The organism is Lentimicrobium sp. S6 (assembly GCF_013166635.1).
Classification (GTDB): domain Bacteria; phylum Bacteroidota; class Bacteroidia; order Bacteroidales; family UBA12170; genus UBA12170.
Map to the genome: position 1 here is coordinate 29,420 of NZ_JABKBZ010000028.1, position 21,532 is coordinate 50,951.

Annotated in this window: 19 protein-coding genes and 1 riboswitch; of the genes, 8 read left to right on the forward strand and 11 right to left on the reverse strand. The window is 36.6% G+C overall.

The genetic code is table 11. The annotated features are described in order from the left end of the window. The 11 genes from moaC to HNS40_RS10875 all read right to left on the reverse strand — a co-directional run bounded on the left by moaC (position 1) and on the right by HNS40_RS10875 (position 12,402). Positions 1-450 carry a cyclic pyranopterin monophosphate synthase MoaC gene (gene moaC, locus HNS40_RS10825; RefSeq protein WP_172280655.1) on the reverse strand — a complete coding sequence of 150 codons (450 nt, stop codon included), beginning with the start codon at positions 448-450 and terminating at the stop codon, positions 1-3. Then, positions 450-1,250 carry a GTP 3',8-cyclase MoaA gene (locus HNS40_RS10830; RefSeq protein WP_172280656.1) on the reverse strand — a complete coding sequence of 267 codons (801 nt, stop codon included), beginning with the start codon at positions 1,248-1,250 and terminating at the stop codon, positions 450-452. The genes moaC and HNS40_RS10830 overlap by 1 nt, the downstream gene beginning before the upstream one ends. After that, on the reverse strand, positions 1,234-2,421 hold the full coding sequence (gene glp / locus HNS40_RS10835) for a gephyrin-like molybdotransferase Glp (RefSeq protein WP_172280658.1): 1,188 nt from the start codon (positions 2,419-2,421) through the stop codon (positions 1,234-1,236). The genes HNS40_RS10830 and glp overlap by 17 nt, the downstream gene beginning before the upstream one ends. Positions 2,422-2,503: 82 nt before the next feature. Next, a riboswitch (molybdenum cofactor riboswitch) is annotated at positions 2,504-2,649 on the reverse strand. Between the two features lie 91 nt (positions 2,650-2,740). Beyond that, positions 2,741-4,033, reverse strand: a complete 1,293-nt coding sequence (locus HNS40_RS10840) for an alginate export family protein (protein ID WP_172280660.1) — start codon at positions 4,031-4,033, stop codon at positions 2,741-2,743. A 97-nt stretch (positions 4,034-4,130) separates the two neighbouring features. Next, positions 4,131-4,997, reverse strand: coding sequence for a sulfurtransferase (locus tag HNS40_RS10845; protein WP_172280661.1), 867 nt, complete (start codon positions 4,995-4,997; stop codon positions 4,131-4,133). Between the two features lie 44 nt (positions 4,998-5,041). Continuing rightward, positions 5,042-5,554 carry a rhodanese-like domain-containing protein gene (locus HNS40_RS10850; RefSeq protein WP_172280663.1) on the reverse strand — a complete coding sequence of 171 codons (513 nt, stop codon included), beginning with the start codon at positions 5,552-5,554 and terminating at the stop codon, positions 5,042-5,044. Positions 5,555-5,584: 30 nt separating this feature from the next. Beyond that, positions 5,585-6,691 carry a cytochrome b/b6 domain-containing protein gene (locus HNS40_RS10855; protein ID WP_172280665.1) on the reverse strand — a complete coding sequence of 369 codons (1,107 nt, stop codon included), beginning with the start codon at positions 6,689-6,691 and terminating at the stop codon, positions 5,585-5,587. 30 nt (positions 6,692-6,721) lie between these two features. After that, entirely contained in the window at positions 6,722-8,323 is a 1,602-nt protein-coding gene (locus tag HNS40_RS10860; protein ID WP_172280667.1) for a tetrathionate reductase family octaheme c-type cytochrome, read from the reverse strand. A gap of 279 nt (positions 8,324-8,602) precedes the next feature. Then, positions 8,603-11,299 carry a hypothetical protein gene (locus HNS40_RS10865; RefSeq protein WP_172280669.1) on the reverse strand — a complete coding sequence of 899 codons (2,697 nt, stop codon included), beginning with the start codon at positions 11,297-11,299 and terminating at the stop codon, positions 8,603-8,605. After that, positions 11,300-11,689 (reverse strand): ubiquinol-cytochrome c reductase iron-sulfur subunit, encoded by a 390-nt coding sequence (locus HNS40_RS10870; RefSeq protein WP_172280671.1) that lies wholly within the window; start codon positions 11,687-11,689, stop codon positions 11,300-11,302. A gap of 17 nt (positions 11,690-11,706) precedes the next feature. Next, positions 11,707-12,402, reverse strand: a complete 696-nt coding sequence (locus HNS40_RS10875) for a Crp/Fnr family transcriptional regulator (RefSeq protein ID WP_172280673.1) — start codon at positions 12,400-12,402, stop codon at positions 11,707-11,709. A gap of 197 nt (positions 12,403-12,599) precedes the next feature. Here HNS40_RS10875 and HNS40_RS10880 point away from each other — a divergent pair, with 197 nt between their 5' ends. From HNS40_RS10880 to HNS40_RS10915, 8 genes are all read left to right on the forward strand, one after another. After that, entirely contained in the window at positions 12,600-14,462 is a 1,863-nt protein-coding gene (locus tag HNS40_RS10880; protein WP_172280675.1) for a rhodanese-like domain-containing protein, read from the forward strand. 69 nt (positions 14,463-14,531) lie between these two features. After that, the gene (locus HNS40_RS10885; protein WP_172280677.1) at positions 14,532-15,641 is read left to right on the forward strand and encodes a porin; all 1,110 of its coding nucleotides are present in this window, start codon (positions 14,532-14,534) and stop codon (positions 15,639-15,641) included. Positions 15,642-15,680: 39 nt separating this feature from the next. Then, positions 15,681-16,538: a sulfurtransferase gene (locus tag HNS40_RS10890; RefSeq protein ID WP_172280680.1), complete on the forward strand. Its 858-nt coding sequence runs from the start codon at positions 15,681-15,683 to the stop codon at positions 16,536-16,538. 84 nt (positions 16,539-16,622) lie between these two features. Further along, on the forward strand, positions 16,623-18,872 hold the full coding sequence (locus HNS40_RS10895) for a molybdopterin-dependent oxidoreductase (RefSeq protein WP_172280682.1): 2,250 nt from the start codon (positions 16,623-16,625) through the stop codon (positions 18,870-18,872). Further along, positions 18,869-19,402: a 4Fe-4S dicluster domain-containing protein gene (locus tag HNS40_RS10900; protein WP_172280684.1), complete on the forward strand. Its 534-nt coding sequence runs from the start codon at positions 18,869-18,871 to the stop codon at positions 19,400-19,402. Before HNS40_RS10895 ends, HNS40_RS10900 begins: the two co-directional genes overlap by 4 nt. A gap of 12 nt (positions 19,403-19,414) precedes the next feature. Continuing rightward, positions 19,415-20,356, forward strand: a complete 942-nt coding sequence (nrfD, locus tag HNS40_RS10905; RefSeq protein ID WP_172280686.1) for an NrfD/PsrC family molybdoenzyme membrane anchor subunit — start codon at positions 19,415-19,417, stop codon at positions 20,354-20,356. Positions 20,357-20,378: 22 nt separating this feature from the next. Then, positions 20,379-20,912 (forward strand): YeeE/YedE thiosulfate transporter family protein, encoded by a 534-nt coding sequence (locus HNS40_RS10910; protein WP_172280688.1) that lies wholly within the window; start codon positions 20,379-20,381, stop codon positions 20,910-20,912. Between the two features lie 19 nt (positions 20,913-20,931). Next, positions 20,932-21,522, forward strand: a complete 591-nt coding sequence (locus tag HNS40_RS10915; RefSeq protein WP_172280690.1) for a YeeE/YedE thiosulfate transporter family protein — start codon at positions 20,932-20,934, stop codon at positions 21,520-21,522. The last annotated feature ends 10 nt before the right edge of the window (positions 21,523-21,532 follow it).

Genomic DNA, 21,532 nt, shown 5'->3' on the forward strand with positions numbered 1-21,532 from the left:
TTAGTTTTCTTTGGTTTTTTCGATTAATTGTACAGCGTCTAATACCATGTTTTTGTCTACGGCTTTACACATGTCATAGATGGTAAGTAATGCCACCGAAGCAGCTGTTAAAGCTTCCATTTCTACGCCAGTTTGTCCTTGGCATTGTACCATGGTAAATACTTCTACTCCATGTTCTCGTAAATGGCATTTTACTTCTATTTTTGAGAGCAATAGATTGTGACAAAGTGGGATGAGATAAGGAGTTTGTTTCGCCGCTTGTATACCGGCCAATTCGGCTACTGTTATCACATCGCCCTTTTTCATTTCATTTTGGCTTATGAGTTCTACTGTGGCCTCCTCTAGTTTTATAAACCCTCTAGCTTTGGCTCTACGTTTTTGTATAGGTTTATTCCCAACATCTACCATGCTGGCTTTTCCTTCATCGTTGATATGACTTAAAGCTTCCATTATCCTCCAATATTATAAAATGAACCTACTTTATTACTGTGGCCACTTTTTGGTTTTAAACCAACAGCCATGTTATAAGCATTTTCTATACCTAATTCTTTAACATTATATCCACTAGAACTAAATAAGCAAGGCATAATATCGCCTTTAGCTGTTAATCTTAGTCTATTGCAGATACTGCATTTTCCTCCTTCACCACCTTCTACAACGGAGAATTCTCCTTTCTCAAGAGACATTTCTTGAATGAAACGTAATTGTAATCCTTCTTTGTTACAGAAAGATTTCAAATCTTCTTTGTCAACGGTGGTGGTAGTTGGAGTAACTACACAGTTTATTTTCACAGGCTCCAAACCTGCTTCTTTTGCAGCTTGAATTCCTGCTAATACTTCTTCTAGTTGACCCACTCTAGATAGCTTTTTAAATTTCTCAGCATCTAAACTATCCAAACTAATATTAACCCTATGAAGTCCGGCTTTTTTTAATTCTTGTGCAAATTCTGGAAGTAAGATTCCATTGGTGGTCATAGCGATATCTTCAATACCATCAATAGCTGCTATTTCTTTCACCAGACTCACAATACCTTTTCTTACTAAGGGTTCACCACCTGTAAGTCTAATCTTTTTAATGCCTAAACTGGCTCCAACTCTGGCCACTTCAGCAATCTCTTCTAGACTGAGTATTTTTTGATGTGGAATCCAATCGATACCCTCCTCCGGCATACAATAAGTACATCGAAGATTACAACGGTCGGTCACCGAAATCCTTAGGTAGGTGATAGGTCGTTTATAGGAATCTAACATCGACTTTATCTCCTTTTTTTAGTTGTTTTTTTCCAATAGGGAAGCATGCTAAAGCCTCCGCATTCTCGTAAGCATTAATATGAGCCGAACCATGATATTCCAAAGGATGCACTTCCATGTTTTCATCTACAACAACAGGTAAGAACAAATCTCTTTCACATACTTTCCTATCCATATCATTAGAGATAGGAAGTTGGAAGATTCTTGTGGCTTGACTTTTCCCCATTAATTTATTGATTAAGGGCTTGGTCAATAATTCAAATTGAATGGAGGAGGATACCGGATTACCAGATAGTCCAAATAAGAACTTATCGCCAAGCTTACCATAAAGCATAGGTTTGCCGGGCTGGATAGCTAGTTTTTCGAGTAGTATTTCTGCTTTAAGCTCTCGTAGAACCTCTTCAGAATAATCGAAGTCACCAAAGGAGGCCCCACCAGTAAAAACGATGATATCATGATCTGGAATTAATGATTTTATCTTCTCCAATATGGCTTCAGGACTATCCTCAACTACGCCTATATTATTTGTTTCTGCTCCTAATCTGTGGCAAAGTGCTTGTATTTGATAGGAGTTGCTATTTCTTATTTGAGGAGGAGTGATGGATTCTGATGGGTCCACTAATTCTGTTCCAGTGGCTAATATTCCAACCTTAACAGTTTTGTGAACAGGAACTTTTACCGCTCCCACATTGGCCATAATGCCAATATGTGCTGGATTAATGATGATACCTTTTTGAAGAACTACATCACCTTTCTTTTTATCTTCACCTTGGTATAAGATATTGCTTTTGCTCTTTTCTTTAAGGAATTTTATCTTTCCATTTTCTAAGGTTTCAGTTTGTTCAATCATGATTACAGTGTCTGCACCTTTTGGAACCATAGCTCCAGTCATAATGCGACTACATTGACCGCTTTGAACGACTTTCTGAGGAGCAATACCAGCAGGAATATGCTCAATCATCTCCAGCTCTTTAAACAAATCTTCCTGTTTCATGGCAAAACCATCCATGGCAGATTTAGAAAAAGAAGGGACATCGGTATCTGTTTTGATATCAATTGCCAAACATCTATTTAGCGATTCGTGAATATTCACTTCTTCGGTTTCCACTGACTGCGCGTCTTGCAGAACAATTTCCAAAGCTTTACCTAATGGAGTCATCTTTTTTAACATACAAAGTATTTTATTAAGAGCATTATGTTGCTAAAAATATTCATCATCAAACTATAAAATATACGGAAAGGACAATATCAGAAAATGACATTGTTTTACTCCTTTCCAAAGTCAACCTGATAAAATCGTCAGGTATCGGGAGGCTGATGGTTTCCCAGGCAACCCATTGGTTTTCATCTCATATATCCAATGGATACTTAGAAAATCAACTCGGAGTTTAATGAGACACAAAAGTAAAAATAAAATCAATGGAATGGCAATTTATTAACATATCGCTTTTTGTTAACCATAGCACATGCAATTAATTGAAAAGAATAATTTATTTCGTTAATAAATTGGGTTTGAAAGTGAGCATAATACTAGCCCAATAGGGCGAAGTGCTCATACCTCTTGGTACGCCCTTTACATACTCTGTAGTTTCGGTTGCAAAATAATAGCCGAAAAAGGCTTGAATATTAAAGGTCTTATCATATTTATAGGTGTAACTAAGATCAAGTTCAGCACCTAGATCCTTATTTAGGTATGAATAATCTCCTCCAACCATATATGTATAAGAAGCTGTTTCGAGCCAAAATTTATGGAAAGCTGCATATAAGAAATGTTGTTTATTAATAGACCATTTAATATTGGCGTTAAGGTCAATGAGTCCTCCATTCTTAGTGTTTCCAGGAATGACATAATAATTCATCTTACCATTATACTTAGAGCGTGCTCCATACATATTATCAAAAGCGGCATTGTTTTCTCCATCTCCGCTAATGTATTCGAAACCCGCTCCAAGTTCAATTGCATTGATTTTGTGTTTTCCCGAGATGGTTAACATATAGGAGCTTTTATTTTGATTCGAGCTTTTATTACCATATTGATAAAACACATTTGCTAAAACCTTGGTATTTTCTGTATGATAATCGAAATGCACAGCTGTAGTAGCCAAGGTATATAAAGTAGAAGTAGTATTTGGAGCTAAATAGTTAGCAATATATTCTGATAGGCTAATAGAGAATTTCTTGGAAGCATGGAATTTCATCCATAAGAAATTGAAATACTTGATTCGATATCCTAATGGTTCTTCAAATGGGCTATTGGGGTTGAAGCTTGTTTTGTCAAAGCTAAGCCAAGTGTTATTTATTGAAGAACCCAGGTGGAGCTGAAAATCATCTTTATCTAAGTGTAAAAGAAAAGCATCATAAGCCAATCCATATTGGTTCCAATTTCTCCATGATAATAATCTTCCATCGTCATAATTCCATATTTGTCGACCTGTTTTTAAGCCCCAATTCTTAGTAAATCTCCAATCGAACCAGGCTTCTGAAATTCCAAATCCTTTAGTGCTGGTTTGTATTCCAGTTTTAGTGGCTATATCGTTCTCTCCCCAGACTCTTACATCTTGTATGCTAAAATAGGAGACGAATTTTTCGTTTTTATAATTTAAATTCAATCGGCTTCGTTGGGAGACAAATAATACGGCTTCAGAATTCTCTGTGGGAAGAGTCATGAGTCCATGATTCAATTCAGCTCTAGTTCTGAGTTCTGCATTGATGGTGAATTGAGCAAAAAGGGGAGTGCTGATTAACAATACGAACAGCACTAAGAAATTTAAATATCTATTCATGATTTAGGTTTTGGTTGCCGCAAATATAAAAAAAAGAGGAGCCGTTGGGACTCCTCTTAAATATTCATCAAAAAAATTTAATGAATGAAGCAGATCTTTATTTCGTTATAGGGTTCGATGCAGTCTCTTTCCATTCGTTCATAGCACCATCATATACTTTTACATTAGGAAAACCTAAAATTGTTTTGGCAACTAAGTAAGGAAGTCCAGCTCTAACAGAAGTAGTACAGTAGAAAACAATAGTTTTGTCAGCAGTGATACCAGCAGACTTCATTAGAGATTCTAGAGTAGCTTTATCTTTTAATACACCTTGGTCAGTAACTAAAGTTTCCCAATTTAAATTAATAGCGCCAGTGATATGACCAGGACTAGGATTTTTAGTAGAAGTGCCAGCAAATTCTTCACCATCTCTAACATCAACAATAGTTACCTTGGCATCTTTAGCGTGAGCTTGTACCCAAGCCATATCCACAATAATATCAGTGTTTACATTAGCAGTAAAAGTTGTAGCTTTAGCTTTTGCGGGGGCTTTAGTTAAAGGTACTCTAGCTGTTCTCCAGGCATTCATGTCTTTCTCAAGAAGATTTACATTTTCAGCACCTAAATACTTTAGTATCCAATATACTCGTCCAGCATATTTGTCTTTTGCACCATCATAAATAATGATAGTATTGGTATTTGAAATTCCTAAGTCACCAAAAATTTGAGCAAGCTCCTCAGGTGATTTAAGCATGCCTTCAGGTTTACCATCTTTGTATAGGCTTTTGTGGTCTACATGAATAGCATCTTTAATGTGAGAAACACCATAGTTCTTGCCCGTTTGTGCAGAAACTACAACCGTGTTTTTGTCTTTTATGGCTTTGCTGAAATCTTTAGCCGTGATGATATCACCTTGAGCAAATGAAAAGCTAGCTGCAAATAAAAAGGCTATAACTAGCGTGAATGTTTTGATTGTATTTTTCATAATATAGTTTTTTTAATATTTTTAATTTACTAATGAGCTATTGATTAACAGCCACCAACTTCACCACCACCTTCGTGAACTTGGTCAAGGTTTTTCTCTTGTTCAAGAGGGTAAGTTAATTCCCATTTCTTGAATCCACCATCTAGTACCTTAACATTTTTGAAACCTAATTTTTTCACTGCGTCTACGCTCATAATACTTCTATGGCCTTTTTTGCAAATGAGTATAATGGTTTCTTCTTTTAATGGAGGATATAAAAATTGATCTTCCCAAAACTGATCTTTTGCAATTTTAAATTCAATTAAACCACGAGGGATGTTAACAGATCCTGGGATAAAACCTGGATTGAATTCATTGGCTTCTCTTACATCAATGAGCAGAACCATTCCGGTATCTAGCCAAGTGTGAAGTTCTTCAACAGTAAGCAAATCCACTGAAGGAGTGAGCTCTACTATCATTTCATCCACATTTTGATATACTTTAGTGTTATCACTGCAGGAAACCATCAAAACGATGCTTAATAATCCTAGCAGTTGAAATAAATATGACTTTTTCATTATCTTGATTTTTTCTTATTATCTATTTCTTTATTTGTCCCACTGCATGGCAGCAGCATTTTTAGCATCTACATCTAGTATGAAGCCTTCTACACCATTGATTTTTCCATCTTTGATACAAGGTGTCATGGTAATAGTGTGATAACCAACGCTTCCGTCTTGGCATTTTCTCATCACCAAGCCATGTTCTATGGTCTCGCCCTTCATTACTTTTGCAAAAGAATCCTCTAATTCTTTTAAGGCTTCTTTTGAACGGGAAAGGCTATAGTGTTTTCCAATAACATCAGATGGGCTTAGGTATTTATATAACTTCACCCAAGCTTTATTTACATCTTCAAAGTTCCCTTTAGCATTTATTTTAAAATAACCAGCTCCACTATTGGCAATCACATCGCGGAATTGATGTTCTTTATTGATCCCCATTTTCTTTTCTGTGGCTTCAAGTGCATCATCTAAGAATTTACTACTGTCTTCTTTAGACATGAGTTGTTCTTTCGTCTTTTGAAGGTTGTGTTCCATAGAGCTAATGATAAGTTCTTTGGCTTCTTTCTCATCCATCTCTTCCCAACCTGTAAGCATGGCTTTCATACTACTCATTGGCTTATGACCAGTAGTAGTTAAATAGATGTGTGCTATAACAAAGATGATAAGGAAAAAGGCACCCATGGTATGAATGGCAGCAACTGTATCTAGAGATGCCAACTCAAAAGCCATATTGGGATAATTCAAATACATATAGGCAAATCCTGACAATACCATTACTGGGATTACCAAAATTTTCAGGCCTAAATAAATCATTCTCTGTAAAGGGTTGAATTTATTATAAACTAACTTGTTTGTGGGGTGTTCGGCTCCTTTAAAAATACCTGTGATATAGTATTGTGCTTGTTCTTTAAGCATTTTTGTAGTTGGAATATATTGTCTCCATTCACCAGTGGTGAAGTGCCAGAATATGGCAAAAACAATAAGTACTAAGAAGGCCCATGCTGCATTATCGTGAAATAGAACAGCTTCTCTATATCCAAATAATTCATAATAGCCATGGATTTCAAAGCCTGTAATAGCAAGGAATAAAATTAGCAAGGCTTGAGTCCAGTGCCAGAACCTCTCAAATATTTTATATATATATACTTTCATAATTTTTCTTTTTTCAAGTGAAGAACCGACCTACTTCTCTTTGTGATTAGCATTACTACCTAAAACAACTCGGATTCCGCCATGAATAACCACACCTGCTAGTGTTAATAATAATAGAAGGATTCCCATATTATCAATTAGAGCAAATCGGTCTCTTCCAGGTAAATAGAAGTCGCGAAGATTTGCCAAGCGTCCTTTTTTACTACTAGTGTGACAATCGATACATTGTAAAGAATGACTAGCGGGAGAAACTTGATGGTTTAAAGGCCAATACATTTCGGTTTCAGCGAAATCATACTCTCCACTATATGGAAGGCCTAAATAGCCCATGCCCGCTATAATGGATTCGTTCCAATCGAAATCTACCCAATAAGCACTGTCACCTTTTACTGGCGACCATAATTTAGGTTGAACTAAGGTCATGTTTACCTTATCGTAGGGCTGTTTACCTCTGTGCACTTTAACAGGCCAAATCTTTGAACTTCCAGTGGATTCAATATTGGCATTTTTATCGGTATAAGAACCAGCTAATGAATTCATTTGGATAGGAAAAGACCTGATGGTGTCAGTAATTAGCATATGATCTGCTAAACCATTAAACCAAAAATACTCGGGAATTACATGATCGTTATAAACGAAATTCCCCTTTATACTTAGGTAATTATGATTTCCATCCGCATCATTCTCATGTGTGGGGTGGCCGTCTTCGTCTAATCGTCCAGCTGTACTCCAGTCCCAAATCATCTTTGTAGAATTGGCTTTGGCATATTCTGGAATATGACAGGTTTGACAAGCAACACGATAACCATGGTCGTTTAGAATTTTGTCTTGATGTGGTTTGTCAGTGTGACATTGGTCACATGTGACCCTGTTTTTGTTTTCAGAAGAAAGAGCATAAAGTTTACCAGAAATGTAGTGATTCTCTGTTACGTGGCATTCTATGCAACTCATGTCTTCACCTTCAGTGGTCATGTGAACATCTACTTCTCTAGAGCAGTCGTTCATGGCTTTGTCTAGGTCACCATGTTTTACATTGTTTCCGCCTCCACCCCAGTAGTGGCATATCCCACAGTTTGCTCTTTCTGGAGAGCCAACACTCTGAGATATTACATTTAAGTTCAAGCCTGCAATTGGATTTCCAGCCTTTCCTTTTTTATACATTCCACTTTGATCGTGACACACCAAGCAATCAATATTTTCTTTTTTTGAGAAATCGAAACTCTTGTCTTCCCATCCATATCCAATATGACAACGAGTACATGTTTTCTCGCTGGCATTTACTCCAATACAAAAATTGTTAAGAATGTTCGTTTTACCCACTGAAACTAAGCCTCTGCCGTGAAGTTTTTCTTTACGGTCCCAAGTCCAGTGGTTGTTGGCCATGATTTCTCCATGTCTTTCGGTGTGACAGCTTAAACAAGCCAAGGTCACATCTTGTGGACGTTCGAAATCTTGTCGTAGCTCTTTAAATTTGGTATGATCTACTACTTTTTTATCCAACCTGTCGGCTTTCTTAATGTAGTTGACCAATTTGATGTCTTTATCTTGCTCCTCATCGATATTGGTTATGTAACCAAACACAATAATCTGCGGAACAATCAAAATTAAAATTACATAAAATATCCGCTTCATACTTTTTTGTTATAATATTCACAACAAAATTAGAGCTAGTGGACTTGATTGGCAAAAAATAGATAGCCAGATACATAGGTTTAAAATCAAGATTAAATCAAATAAAACTTGATATAAATCAAGTTTAAATTTGTTGTGGAGTTCCCATTAAAAATACAATGCGCAAAAGTATTGGTTTTGAGATGTTTTTCTTCCCTCTAATCTACAAACAGTCAATGTAATATGAGGCGTTTTTAGACTGGTTTTAAGAAAGGGAAATGGAGAGGATTTGAGGGAGAATTAATGCGGAATCTTACAAACTGCTGGACGAGATTTTACAAGCTCCTCAAAATTTTGTCTTAAACTAGCTTTTATTACTGTAGAATTTTCAGAATGACAAGAGAGACAAGCGCCTATTTTTAGAACTTTGTTTTGTTCTTCCTGATTCAAGGATCTAAAATCACTTCTGGTAGATTTTCCTCTCATTTCTTTTTGGTCTATAAAACTTGTCCAAGCATCTTCTGGTAAGCCATCATATTTAGAATTTGCAAAGCTTGGATTGAATACCCATTGGTTTTTTTGGAAATCTAATCTTAAATCTCCTCTACCAAATCCTAGAGCTAAAGAATTGAGGTGGCAAGACTTGCAATCTCTGCCTTTGGATTGTGTGGTGTGTGGGCTTACTGGAGCATATAATCTATGAAAAGCATGAGCGCCTTTTCTATTATAAAAACTGGCCGTATCAATGGTCATAATCATTCCTGGTGCAGCAGATTCGTATATGAGCTTATTGCCATGCTCTCTCACTCCAATAACTGGCGCTTCATGGAAATACTTCCCAATAAACTCGTTCCACTCTCCTTGAATTTTCTTTCTGTCGAGTAAATCATAAGCCATTTCATCCTCTGAATCATAGGCATTATGACATCCTAAACATTGAGGAACCCAAGAGCTATGACAAAGAGAACAACTTACGTTTTTGTGAGCCTCGGCGGTACAGACTTCAGCTGGAGGATTTAGAGGATGTTGTTTTTCGGTGAATTTCCCTAATAAATAGGCTTCATTTTCATTAAGTACTCTTGAGTTTAAAACGGCTACATTATCGTTCAGGGTTTTTATTATTCCTAGCTCTGAGTTTATATATTCCCTTAAATCGAATACGTTTTTCTCTTCTCTATTTAGATCTTCGTAATTGGTCGTTGAAGTAAAGGCCTTACTGTGACAATCTATACATTGTATTTTTACCGCTTGCTCCTGATGTGCATATTTTTTACCATCCCCCATTACTCCTTGATAAAGGTGGCAATCGATGCATTGTAGGCCCGCTTTATGATGAACATCAGCTTCTATCATTTCGAATACCCTTTTATCATTTAGTAAACGAAGGCTATCTGTTTTTACATAATCCTTATGGGAAATTAATGTTTCATGCCATCCTTCGTAATTGGTAGAAATTCTTCCAGAGCGGCTATGGCAACCAAAACATTTTCCATTATCTACTTGTATATTGAGTTGAGGATGTTGATAATTGAGGATACTGTCTAAAGCTTTGCCATTTGAGAGTGCTTGATGAGAAGCCAATTGTGTATCTGAGTATTGGAGATGACAAGCTAAACAGCCTCCTCCTCTCGACTTTTCATGGATAGGGCCAGTTTCTGTTTTTTCTTTTCCCAAATGACAATTGGCACACAGGTTTCTAATGTGGGTTTCTGCAGGAGAATGGCCTATTTCTTCAATATGATATCGAGCATCGAGATTGTTAGATTCATGAAACACAAATTTATCCACAGCCACCAATCCACTATTACTCGTCATCAGCGAATTGTTAATATGCTCTAATTCATTGGGATGACATTCACTTGTTCCACAGGTTTGCTTAGCATTGGAAAGATTTCCGGGAAATAATACCATGCCTTGGTGTGCAATATCTTTATCAGTACTTAATCTATTCCCCAAATGGCAAGAAGCACAGCCTATGGCTTGCACATCATGTGATATGACAAAGCCACTAACCTCACCATGACACCACATGCAAGATTCTTTACTTTGAATGTCAGAATCGGGTCCATTAGGCTCCTCCATTCCCCTCCATATATTATAGGGCTCAAAATATTCAGTATCCTTATTGATTTGGTTTTCCCATTTCCAATTTTCTCCTCTAAAATAAAAACCGATAATGGTTAGGGATAAGTAGATGATAGATAGTGAGATGAAGAAAACAGTGGTGTATTTTTTAAATTTACTAGGAATAAATTTCAATATATAAAGCAGGAGTATGATTAGGCCAATAAAAAATAAAGACCAAGCCGGTTCCCCCATCCAATGCAATATCTCTTGTAGCCCGACAAAATACCATGGCCCTTTTAAAGTAGCATCTAATCCTTGATGCAGTGGTGCGTTGAAAAAAGAAGACAGTAAAGCTAAAAACATCAAAGAAATGACAAAAACTAATCCTCTTGGCCAGATTTGCTTGGCATGTTCGAAAATGATGAATATAATGATGATGCTAAAGGTTGCCACGTGATGCATATAGGGAATCAACAGATTGGTAGTCTGATCACCCAATAAGAAATAGGCAATGCTATCTCCTATATATGGAATAGAAGAACTTAAGAAATGGAGGATTTCCCAAGCTTGTTTGCTATCGGCATCACCTTTCAATAGGAAACCGGAAAGCATCACTAAGTAAATAATCAATATGCTTATCACAAGTCTAAACCATAGCCCATGTTTTATTTTGGATTCTGATTTTTGAATCAAATGATCAATGAAATGAAGGATAGTGAAGATTAAAAAGAGTTGACTACTCCAATAGTGTAGGTTTCTGAAAAATAATGCAAATGAATTTTGTATACTAAAACTGATAATGGATTGATAAGGCTGATTCACATCATAAGGGATGATCAGGAAAACTCCTGAAAACAAACAAATCATCAGCATGGCAATAGACCATTGTCCGAAGGAAAACCCAAGGAATCTCTTGATCAGCGAATTCATTTATGTGTTTTTATAGATGAGGTATTTCTTTTCATCTGCAAGATACTCATATTTCAGAGATTTGAGATTTTTGGTGGCAGGGCCATTTATAACATGGCCATTGACATCATATTCTGAACCATGACAAGGACATATTAATACTCCCTCTTTTATTTGATTGATATGACAACCCAGGTGGCTGCATTGTGCAGAGTAAAATGATACTTGCTCGTTTTCTATTCTTACAAATACCCCTTCAAGGAATTGCTTGTCTATTAGTTTAGCCTCCTCAATAAATAATTGGTTTTTCGATTGAATATGTTTTTGCCTTTTTATGGAAAAGAAAGATAGCAATGCTGCAGGAAAGAGCATTGCTAAACTAAGTCTTTTAAAAAATAAGCGCCGATCCATATGGAAATTATTAAATTCTAACCATAAAGGCTGATTTCTTTCAATTTATCAAAATTGAGGACACTAATCATTTTGCCATCCACATCAATTAATTTTTCTTCTTTAAATTCTTTGAATATTCTGATCACACTTTCTGAAGAGAGGCCTGTTAAGTCAGCCAAATCGTTCCTGCTTATATTTAATTTGAATTTGCCTTTTTTAAAGACGTTTTCAGCCAAGCATAAAATGATATCTGCTACTCTTCCATGAGATTGTTTTCTAGAAATACAGTAAAATCTACCATAAATTTGAGCTGTATTAGAATTTAATAAGTTGATGATTTGAGTGGCGAATTTTGCATTTTTTCTAACCAATTGTTTGAAAATATCAACACTGATCAGTGTTGCTGTAGATTCCACATAGGTAGATACACTATATATAAAGGTGTCGTTTCCATCAAAAATAGAAGAGAGACTTACAAAATGATTGTCTGGCACAATCTTAAGAATTAAGTCTTTTTGGTTTCCCTCTAAATATACTTTTACCAGACCCTCTTTTAAGAAAACAACATGAGAGGCAAAGGAGCCTTGTTTGGCTATAACCTCACCCTTTTTAAATTTAACATCTCTCTTGTTTGCTGACAATAAAGCGGCCTCCTCTTCGGTAAGAGAATCGAACCAATTAAAGTGTGAAGTGTTAACTATACAACTGGGAGCTGCTATGGTTTCTGTCATAATTATAGGTTTATTTTAGACTAGCAAAAATAGTAAAAAAAAGAACATATGTGATTTTCTGCATATAAAAACTTGATATAAATCAGTTTTTTAGAATGGATATGCCTTGTTTTTTCATGTGGAATTACCATGTCAGTTTTTCTGTTACTAGGATAACAATAGATAGATTTGTAACATAAACAAAAAGAAAGTTACTTATGAAAAATTTTATGAAGTTTTCCTTGTTAATAGGAATGATCGCGATTTTATTTTTAAGCGCATGTAAAAAGGATGAACCGACTCCGGTTCCGGCAACCAACAATTTTGAAATATTAAAGCAATATTTGGTAGATAATACTATGGATTTACCTGATGTATTAGGTTCATGGATTACTACAGCCGAAGCTATATATCCAAATATGGCATCTTTACATATTATTGATATTAGAAGTGCAGAACATTATGCTGCTGGTCATATCCCTGGAGCTGTTAATTCAACTTTAGCTGGGATATTAAATGAAGCTGCTAATGCCAATGGTAAACCAATTATTGTGGCTTGTTATACTGGCCAAACGGCAGGGCATGCTGTAATGGCTTTAAGATTAAGCGGATATGCTGATGCTAAAGTGTTAAAGTGGGGTATGAGTAGCTGGAATGCTCAAACTGCAGCAAGCTGGCAAGATAATACAGGATCTATTGCTGTAGGAAACGCAAGCTGGTCTTTCCCTGATGCTATCACACCAAACCAAACATTCTCTACTCCTAATCTAATTACAAGCGCTGAAGATGGTGCTGGTATCTTAGCAGAAAGAGTTACTGCTTTACTAACAGGTGGTATGAATATGGCTAAAAACACTGATGTTTTAGCTGCTCCATCTGATTATTTTGTAAATAATTACTGGGCTTTGACAGATGTAGAACATTATGGTCATGTAGCTGGTGCTTATAGGGTTAATCCTTTGAGCTTAGCTGATGGTGAATATTTAAATTTAGATCCTAATGCACCAGTCGTTACTTATTGCTGGACTGGACAAACTTCTTCTATGGTTACTGCTTATTTAAAAGTTTTAGGTTATGATAGTAGAAGTTTATTATTTGGTACCAATGGAATGATTTATAGTGAGCTCGAAAGTCATAAATATAGCGATGGTGAGATTATGGGATATGAATTAGAAACTTCTACTCCTGTTACTAATGGTTTCCCAGTTTTGAAGCAATATTTAATTGATAACTCAATGGATGTAACTGAAGTTTTAGCTGCAGGTTGGATTACTTCTTCTACTGATGTTTATGATAAAATGACAGATGCTGATGCAACAAATGATTATTATGTAATTGACATTAGAAGTGATGTTCATTTTGGTGAAGGACATATTGATGGCGCTGTAAATTCTACTTTGGCAGATGTTCTTACAACAGCAGAAAATGCAGGTGGAAAAACTATCGTTGTTGCTTGTTATACTGGACAGACTGCCGGACATGCTGCAATGGCGCTTCGTTTAAGTGGATATCCTGATGCTAAATTAATGAAATGGGGAATGAGTTCTTGGAATGCAGCTACTTCTGCTTCTTGGGCAAATAACACTGGTAATGCTGGTACTGAAAGTGAAAGTTGGACAGATGCTCCAGGTGCTATTACGGAGAATGTAAATTATGGTGATCCTTTAATTGATACGGAATTAACTGATGGAGCTGCTATATTAGCAAATCAGGTTCAAGTATTATTAACTGGAATGAATAAAGTAACTAATACAGATGTTTTGGCCACACCAACCAATTATTTTATTAATAATTTTTGGGATGCTACAGATGTAGAGCATTATGGTAATATTACTGGAGCACGTAGAGTAAAGCCTCTTACATTAGCAGGTGATGAATATCAATTCTTAAATCCAAATGCAACAGTAGTATCTTATTGCTGGACAGGTCAAACATCTTCTATGTTAACTGCATATCTTAAGGTTTTGGGTTACGATAGTAAGAGTTTATTGTTTGGAACTAATGGAATGATTTATGATAATTTAGAAACTCATAAATTCTCAAGCGAAGAAACCAAAGATTATCCTTTGGTAACTAAATAAAGATTCAAAGTCGAAGGGAGAAAAATTATTCTCCCTTCTTTTTAGATTCAAATCATAAAAAATAAGAAAATGAAGAAATTTTATATCGCAATATTAGCGTTAATACTTATGTTTCCCTCTTTGTCTTTTGCACAAGGATGTATGGGTTCTGATAGTGACGAAGGTGTTAAAGTTGTAGGTTATATCCAACCTCAATTCGAATACCAGTTTTTGGGAGATGATGTTAAGCCTATGCATGGGTTAGAATCAAATAATAGTTTCTATTTCAATCGAGCCCGAATTGGTGTTGTTGGAAATATTCCTTATGACTTCTCCTATTATGTAATGGCAGAATTAAGCCCAACATTAGGTGGTCCTTATCTTTTAGATGCATTTATTTCATATAAGAGATTCGATCCGTATTTGATAGTTTCTGCGGGACAGTTTAAATCTCCTTTTGGATTGGAATTAACTACCCCTTGTCAGAGTTTACATACAGTAAACAGATCTAGAATTGTTAATGAATTGGCCAGTCCTTTCCGTGATTTGGGTATTATGTTTTTAGGTTCTACTGGAGAATTACTTCCAATAAAAGATTTAGTTCAATATCGTGTGGCCATCACAAATGGTACTGGTTTAAATAAGTTTGATACTGACAAATTCAAGGATATTACAGGAAGAATTATCATTACGCCTATTGAAGGACTTAGTATTGGTGCTTCTTATAAGTTCGGAAAAGAATTGATAGCAGATACAACAGGTGTTGTGGTAGAAGATCCTATTCCAAACGAAAAATCGCGTTGGGGTGTAGATCTTTCTTTTGAGAAATACAATGTATTGTTTCAAGCAGAATATATTGACGGAAGTGATAAAGGATCCTCTTGGGTAGGAGGTGGCTGTGGTGAAGAAGCTACTCTTGTTGAAGGTGATTCTAAAAGAAATGGTTATATGGCTTTAGTTGGTTATATGACACCTTGGAATTTGCAGCCTATTGTAAAGTACGAAAGTTATGATCCTAATACCGAAAAAGATTACGACAAACAGCAAGATGTTACCTTTGGTATCAATTACTTCTTTAACGAATGGACTCGTGTTCAACTAAATTATGTTTATCGTTCTGAAGAAAGTGGAGATATTCCTGCAGATTATCATGAAGTAGATAACGATTTCTTCGTTATGCAAGTTCAGGTGAAATTCTAAATTAATTTTATAAATAATAACCATCAAAAATTTTTAATAATGAAGCAGATTTTTAAAAATATCACGATAGTTATTGCCTTCTTATTTGTACTTCCAACTGTATTTGCACAGCTTGACATGATCAACGCTGCAGAATACAAAGCATTGGTGAAATCAGATAAAAACGTAGTAACAGTACACGCAGGCAAAGCGAAGAATTATAATGCAAATCATCTTAAAGGGTCTATCTTAATTTCTTATAAAAGCACTGACCAAGAAGGTGATATTAAAGGATTAATGTTGAATCCTCAAGATTTAGCCACTTTATTCGGCGAATCAGGAATTAGCGAAACAAATACCATTGTTCTTTATGATAATGGTTCTCAAAAATACTCCACAAGAATGTATTGGTTGCTCAAGTATTTAGGAGCACCAAATGTGAAAATCTTACACAAAGATAAAGATGAATGGCGTAAAGCTCGTCTTGTTTTAGTAAGTACTCCTACAAAAGGAAAAGCTACCACTTTTACACCAAGTGTTGATGCTAGTATTTTAGCATTAATGGCCGATGTTGAAGCTTCAAAAGATGATGCAAATGTTGTATTAATTGATGTGAGAGCTGCCGATGAATTTAACGGAACTGCTGAAAAAAGCAATGGTCATATTCCAGGCGCTATCAATATCAACCATGAAGATTTTTTAACTGAAAGCAAAGCTTATAAATCTGCTGCAGATTTAAAAGCAATGGTTGAGAAATTAGGAGCAACTTCCGATAAAACTATCATCCTTTATTGTATCACATCTATACGTGGTGCTGTAGGATATGTAGCTTTTAAAAATATTCTTGATTATCCAAATGTGAAGCTTTATGATGGAGCAGAGCAGGAATGGATCACAAAGCATAAGTTAGAAAAGTAGAATTTTCTCATGAGTAGCTTGTGAAAGCAAGCTGCTCATATTTACTTATTTGCCACTCTCTCCGAGTGGCTTTGGAGGATTATTATGGAAAAAAGTAGAAGAAATTTTATCAAAGTTTCAGCACTTGGTGTGGGCGGAGCTATGGCATTGGGTTCCTCATGGAACTTGGTGAATGCCTCAGTTTTCGACAGCAGCAAAGGAGAAGAAGTTTTGAGCTCAGAAGGTAAAAAGCTGAAGAGATACCCGACTTATTGTGAGGTGTGTTTCTGGAAGTGTGCTGGTTGGGTATATTTAGATGAAGAGGGTGGTATTGAAAAAATAATTGGTAACGAAAAAGACACTCATTGCGAAGGCCGCCTATGCCCAAGAGGCACAGGTGGAGTTGGAATGTTTAGTGATCCTGATCGATTAAAAACACCTCTCATAAGAGTTAAAAAAGAAGATGGAGATATTTTTCAAGAAGCATCTTGGGAAGAAGCATTAGATCTAATTGCTTCTAAGTTCTCTGGTATTAAAGAGAAATATGGAGCTCCTTCGGTAGCTTTATTAAAGCATGGCTCCCCTGGGAAACATTTTGAGCATTTATTTAAAGCTTTTGGTTCCGATACCATAGGTGAACCTGCTTATGCTCAATGTCGAGGACCAAGAGAGGAAGGATGGGCTGCCACATTTGGGGGATGGGTAGGCTCACCAGAACCAACAGATATTAGAGATACAAAATGCTTGGTGCTGATAGGTTCACACATTGGTGAGAATATGCATAATAGTCAAGTGCAGGAAATGGCGCAAGCTATTGATAAGGGTTCTTGTATTATAACTGTAGATCCTCGCATGTCTACCGCCGCTACTAAATCTAAGTATTGGCTTCCAATTAAACCCTCCACAGATATTGCCTTATTATTGGCTTGGATGCATGTTATTATATATGATGAATTATATGATGCTAAACATATAGAGCAAAATACACATGGTTTCGAGGAACTGAAAAAACACGTTCAAACCTTCACCCCAGAATGGGCCTATGGACATACTACCATTAAACCTGATGTGATAAGAAAGACTGCTCATGAGATGGCAAATGCTGCTCCTGCAGTCATTGTTCATCCGGGTAGACATGTGGCTTGGTATGGAGATGATACACAAAGAGGAAGAGCTATAGCCATCCTGAATGGTTTGTTGGGTTCTTGGGGAAAACGAGGAGGCTTTTATTTGAAAGAAAGCATCTCCGTACCCAAATATCCTCACCCAAAATACCCTCATCCAAAGTGGGATTGGAAAGATTTAGCCAAGGATTATCCTATGGCAAAAATGGGTTTAACTCAAGAAGTTATTAGAGCAAGTATTCCTAGTGAAGCAGGAGAGCATCAAGTTAAAGCTTGGCTTGTTGCGGGTACTAACCTTCCCAAGACTATTCCAAACAAGGCCATTCTTAAAAAAGCTATGGAAGCCGTTGAGTTTATTGCTGTGGTAGATACTATGCCGATGGATATAGTTCAGCATGCCGATGTGGTTTTACCCGAATGTACTTATCTGGAAAGATACGATGGCATCAGATCGGCTGCCAACAGAACTCCCTCTATTGCCTTAAGAATGCCAGCTAGAAAACCGATGTATGATTCTAAGCCTGCTTGGTGGATAGCCAAACAACTGGGTGAAAGAATGGGCTTGGGTGACTATTTCAATTATAATGATTATAGCGAAGTTATTGATTGGCAATTACAACAAATGGGTTCTTCATTAGAAGAAATGCAACATAAGGGAGTGAAAAACTTCCCAAGAAAATCAGGTTCTCCTTATTATCAAGATGGGGAAACCATAAAATTGAAAACCAATACTGGTAAAATAGAGCTTTATAGTACAGAATTAGCAGCTTTAGGTTTCGACCCTATGCCGGTATTTACTAAACATCCTGAACCAGATCCAGGTTTTTATCGTTTGATTTATGGTAGAGCGCCTATGCATACCTTTAGTCGTACGAGTAATAATGCCAACTTATCCGATTTAATGGATACAAACTCTTTATGGATGAATCCGAAGACAGCTAATGTTTGGGGATTTTCTGCTGGGCAGGAGGTATATTTAAAAAATCAAGATGGTATTATTTCAGAGTTTCCTATTAAAATTCGTGTTACGGAGAGAATGCGATGGGATTCTGTTTATATGGTTCATGGTTTCGGACATAGTAACCGTAAACTCACCAGAGCCTTTGGCCATGGAATTAGTGATACCGATATGATAACCAATGTAAGTATCGATCCTATTATGGGAGGTACTGGAATGCGAGGCAATTTTGTCACATTTTTAACTGAAAAACCTGAGGAGGCTGAATCATGAGATACGGAATGGCGATTGACACATTAAAATGTGTAGGCTGTGCAGACTGTGTGGTAGCCTGTCAAACAGAGAATAAAGTACCTATTGGGTATTGTAGAGATTGGATAACGGAAACTGTTGATGGGACTTATCCATTGGTAGAAGTAGAGTTGAGATCGGAGCGTTGTAATCATTGTGAAAATTCACCCTGTGTGCGTTGTTGTCCAACTGGAGCAAGTCATATTATTGAAGGAGGGATTGTATTAGTTACTCCAGAAGCTTGTATTGGATGTTCGGCTTGTATTGAGTCTTGTCCTTACGATGCTCGTTATACTCATCCTTCTGGTCATGTGGACAAGTGTACTTTCTGTCACCATAGAGTGGAGAAAGGATTAAATACCGCTTGTACCTCTGTTTGCCCGACTCACTGTATTTATTTTGGTGATTTGGATAATCCAAGAAGCGATGTTAGCCTGGCTTTGAAAAACAGGAAGTATAAGGCCTTGGCACCAGAAGCAGGTACCGGACCACAAATCTTTTATTTAATCTAAAACCTATTGATTATGAGAGAAGAATTATTTGTAAGTGGAAGAAACTTACCCAATATAGATCCTCATTTACATGCATGGCATTGGCCTATTCCAGTATATCTTTTTCTCGGTGGTCTGGCTGCCGGTTTGTTATTCTTTGCCAGTTATTATACTATTCTTGGAAAAGAGAAAACAATGCCTACCGTTGTAAAATGGGCTCCTTTTATTGTTCCTATTGCCTTAGTTGTTGGTTTAATGGCACTTTTCTATGACCTAACCAATAAGCTATATTTTTGGCGGCTTTATACCACGCTTCGATTGGAGTCTCCCATGTCGTGGGGTGCTTGGGTATTGATGTTGGTGACACCGTTATCGATGGTTTGGGTAGCTACCTATATCAAAGAGTTGATTCCATCTTGGGATTGGAAGTTTCCAATCATAGAAAATACCATTGAGTGGTTTGCCAAGTACAGAAAAGTGATGGCTTGGATTTTATTACCTATGAGCATCATTTTAGGTATTTATACAGGAATTTTATTGTCTGCCTTTAATGCTCGTCCACTATGGAACAACTCCATCTTAGGACCTCTATTTTTAGTCTCTGGATTATCCACTGCTGCGGCATTGATTATCTGGACCTCTAAAGACCATGCAGAAAGACTCCTCTTCAGTAAAATCGATTTGGTTTTAATTGGAATTGAGCTTTTCATTATTGTTCATATGATGATGGGATTTATGGCCGGACCGAGTGTACAACTGGAAGCTGCTGCTTTATTATTTGGTGGTGCATATACTGTTGTTTTTTGGGTGTTTGTAGTTATCCTAGGATTATTATTCCCCGCAGCTTTAGAAATTGCCGAATTGATGGGTTATAAAATACCTGTAGCCGTTCCTGCAATCATGGTGTTGATGGGAGGCTTGATATTTAGATTTGTGATGGTGGAAGCCGGACAGATAACCAGATATCTCTATTAATACTCATTTAAAATTTGTAATTATGAATTTCTTATTAGAAGATAGAAAAACACGGATTTATTGGAATCCATATTTTGGTGGTTTCTTGTTGGGCCTCATCGTTATATTTTCATTTTATGTAAGTGGACGAGGAATAGGAGCCAGCGGAGGAGTAAAAAGTGCTGTAGTGGCAACAGTGAATGCTGTAGCTCCTTCACATGCTGAGAATTCTGCCTATTTCAGTAAATTTTTAAAAGGAGATAAAAGCCCTTTAAATACTTGGTTGGTATTTCAAATGTTGGGTGTTATTGCTGGAGCTTTTTTCTCTGGTGCCGTTAATAACCGACTAAAGATTAGAATCCAACATTCACCTAAGATTACAGCCAAAACTAGGCTCTGGTTTGTGTTATTGGGAGGTTTCCTTTTTGGAGGAGGTTCTCAATTAGCAAGAGGCTGTACCAGCGGAGGTGCTTTGAGTGGCTTTGCGGCTAACTCTTTAGGTGGACTTATTATTATGATAAGCATATTTGGCTCCGGCTATTTGTTTGCTTATTTCTTTAGAAAATTATGGATTTAATCATCAAAAAAGAAAAATTATGGGACCTTTAATTCCGAATGAAATAATATCGCCCGAATGGAATCATGTTTTTGCTGTGCTTATAGGTATTGCCTTTGGTATAGTGATGGAATCTAGTGGGTTTTCTTCCTCCCGAAAAATCATGGGCTCTTTTTATGGTTATGATTTTACCATGATTAGAGTATTTATGACCGCAGCCATCACTTCATTGATAGGAGTATTATATATGGATTATTTTGGCTGGATTGATAGAACTGAGTTATTTGTTGTGCCAACCTATTTGGGTGCTACCATTACTGGTGGGGCATTGATGGGCTTGGGATTTCTTGCTGCAGGCTTTTGTCCAGGAACAAGTTTCTTGGCCGCAGCCATTGGTAAGGTTGATGGTATGGTATTTATTGGTGGTGCCTTTTTAGGCATCCTGTTTTTTGGTGAGATTTTTCCTCTCATCAGTGATTTCTATTATGCCAATTACTTAGGACATATCACAGTAGAAGAAAGCTTAGGGATAGCACCAGATTGGTTTGCTTTGATTTTTGCGGTCATTGCTGTTGTTGTTTTCTATGTGCTCAGTATCATCAGAAAAAGCGTTGAAAAAGTTAAATACTAAAAAGAAAAGC

Excerpts from the sequence above, each read along its gene's own strand:
- moaC (WP_172280655.1), bottom strand. The coding sequence starts at position 450 with ATGGAAGCTTTAAGTCATATCAACGATGAAGGAAAAGCCAGCATGGTA.
- HNS40_RS10830 (WP_172280656.1), bottom strand. The coding sequence starts at position 1,250 with ATGTTAGATTCCTATAAACGACCTATCACCTACCTAAGGATTTCGGTG.
- glp (WP_172280658.1), bottom strand. The coding sequence starts at position 2,421 with ATGTTAAAAAAGATGACTCCATTAGGTAAAGCTTTGGAAATTGTTCTG.
- HNS40_RS10840 (WP_172280660.1), bottom strand. The coding sequence starts at position 4,033 with ATGAATAGATATTTAAATTTCTTAGTGCTGTTCGTATTGTTAATCAGC.
- HNS40_RS10845 (WP_172280661.1), bottom strand. The coding sequence starts at position 4,997 with ATGAAAAATACAATCAAAACATTCACGCTAGTTATAGCCTTTTTATTT.
- HNS40_RS10850 (WP_172280663.1), bottom strand. The coding sequence starts at position 5,554 with ATGAAAAAGTCATATTTATTTCAACTGCTAGGATTATTAAGCATCGTT.
- HNS40_RS10855 (WP_172280665.1), bottom strand. The coding sequence starts at position 6,691 with ATGAAAGTATATATATATAAAATATTTGAGAGGTTCTGGCACTGGACT.
- HNS40_RS10860 (WP_172280667.1), bottom strand. The coding sequence starts at position 8,323 with ATGAAGCGGATATTTTATGTAATTTTAATTTTGATTGTTCCGCAGATT.
- HNS40_RS10865 (WP_172280669.1), bottom strand. The coding sequence starts at position 11,299 with ATGAATTCGCTGATCAAGAGATTCCTTGGGTTTTCCTTCGGACAATGG.
- HNS40_RS10870 (WP_172280671.1), bottom strand. The coding sequence starts at position 11,689 with ATGGATCGGCGCTTATTTTTTAAAAGACTTAGTTTAGCAATGCTCTTT.
- HNS40_RS10875 (WP_172280673.1), bottom strand. The coding sequence starts at position 12,402 with ATGACAGAAACCATAGCAGCTCCCAGTTGTATAGTTAACACTTCACAC.
- HNS40_RS10880 (WP_172280675.1), top strand. The coding sequence starts at position 12,600 with ATGAAAAATTTTATGAAGTTTTCCTTGTTAATAGGAATGATCGCGATT.
- HNS40_RS10885 (WP_172280677.1), top strand. The coding sequence starts at position 14,532 with ATGAAGAAATTTTATATCGCAATATTAGCGTTAATACTTATGTTTCCC.
- HNS40_RS10890 (WP_172280680.1), top strand. The coding sequence starts at position 15,681 with ATGAAGCAGATTTTTAAAAATATCACGATAGTTATTGCCTTCTTATTT.
- HNS40_RS10895 (WP_172280682.1), top strand. The coding sequence starts at position 16,623 with ATGGAAAAAAGTAGAAGAAATTTTATCAAAGTTTCAGCACTTGGTGTG.
- HNS40_RS10900 (WP_172280684.1), top strand. The coding sequence starts at position 18,869 with ATGAGATACGGAATGGCGATTGACACATTAAAATGTGTAGGCTGTGCA.
- nrfD (WP_172280686.1), top strand. The coding sequence starts at position 19,415 with ATGAGAGAAGAATTATTTGTAAGTGGAAGAAACTTACCCAATATAGAT.
- HNS40_RS10910 (WP_172280688.1), top strand. The coding sequence starts at position 20,379 with ATGAATTTCTTATTAGAAGATAGAAAAACACGGATTTATTGGAATCCA.
- HNS40_RS10915 (WP_172280690.1), top strand. The coding sequence starts at position 20,932 with ATGGGACCTTTAATTCCGAATGAAATAATATCGCCCGAATGGAATCAT.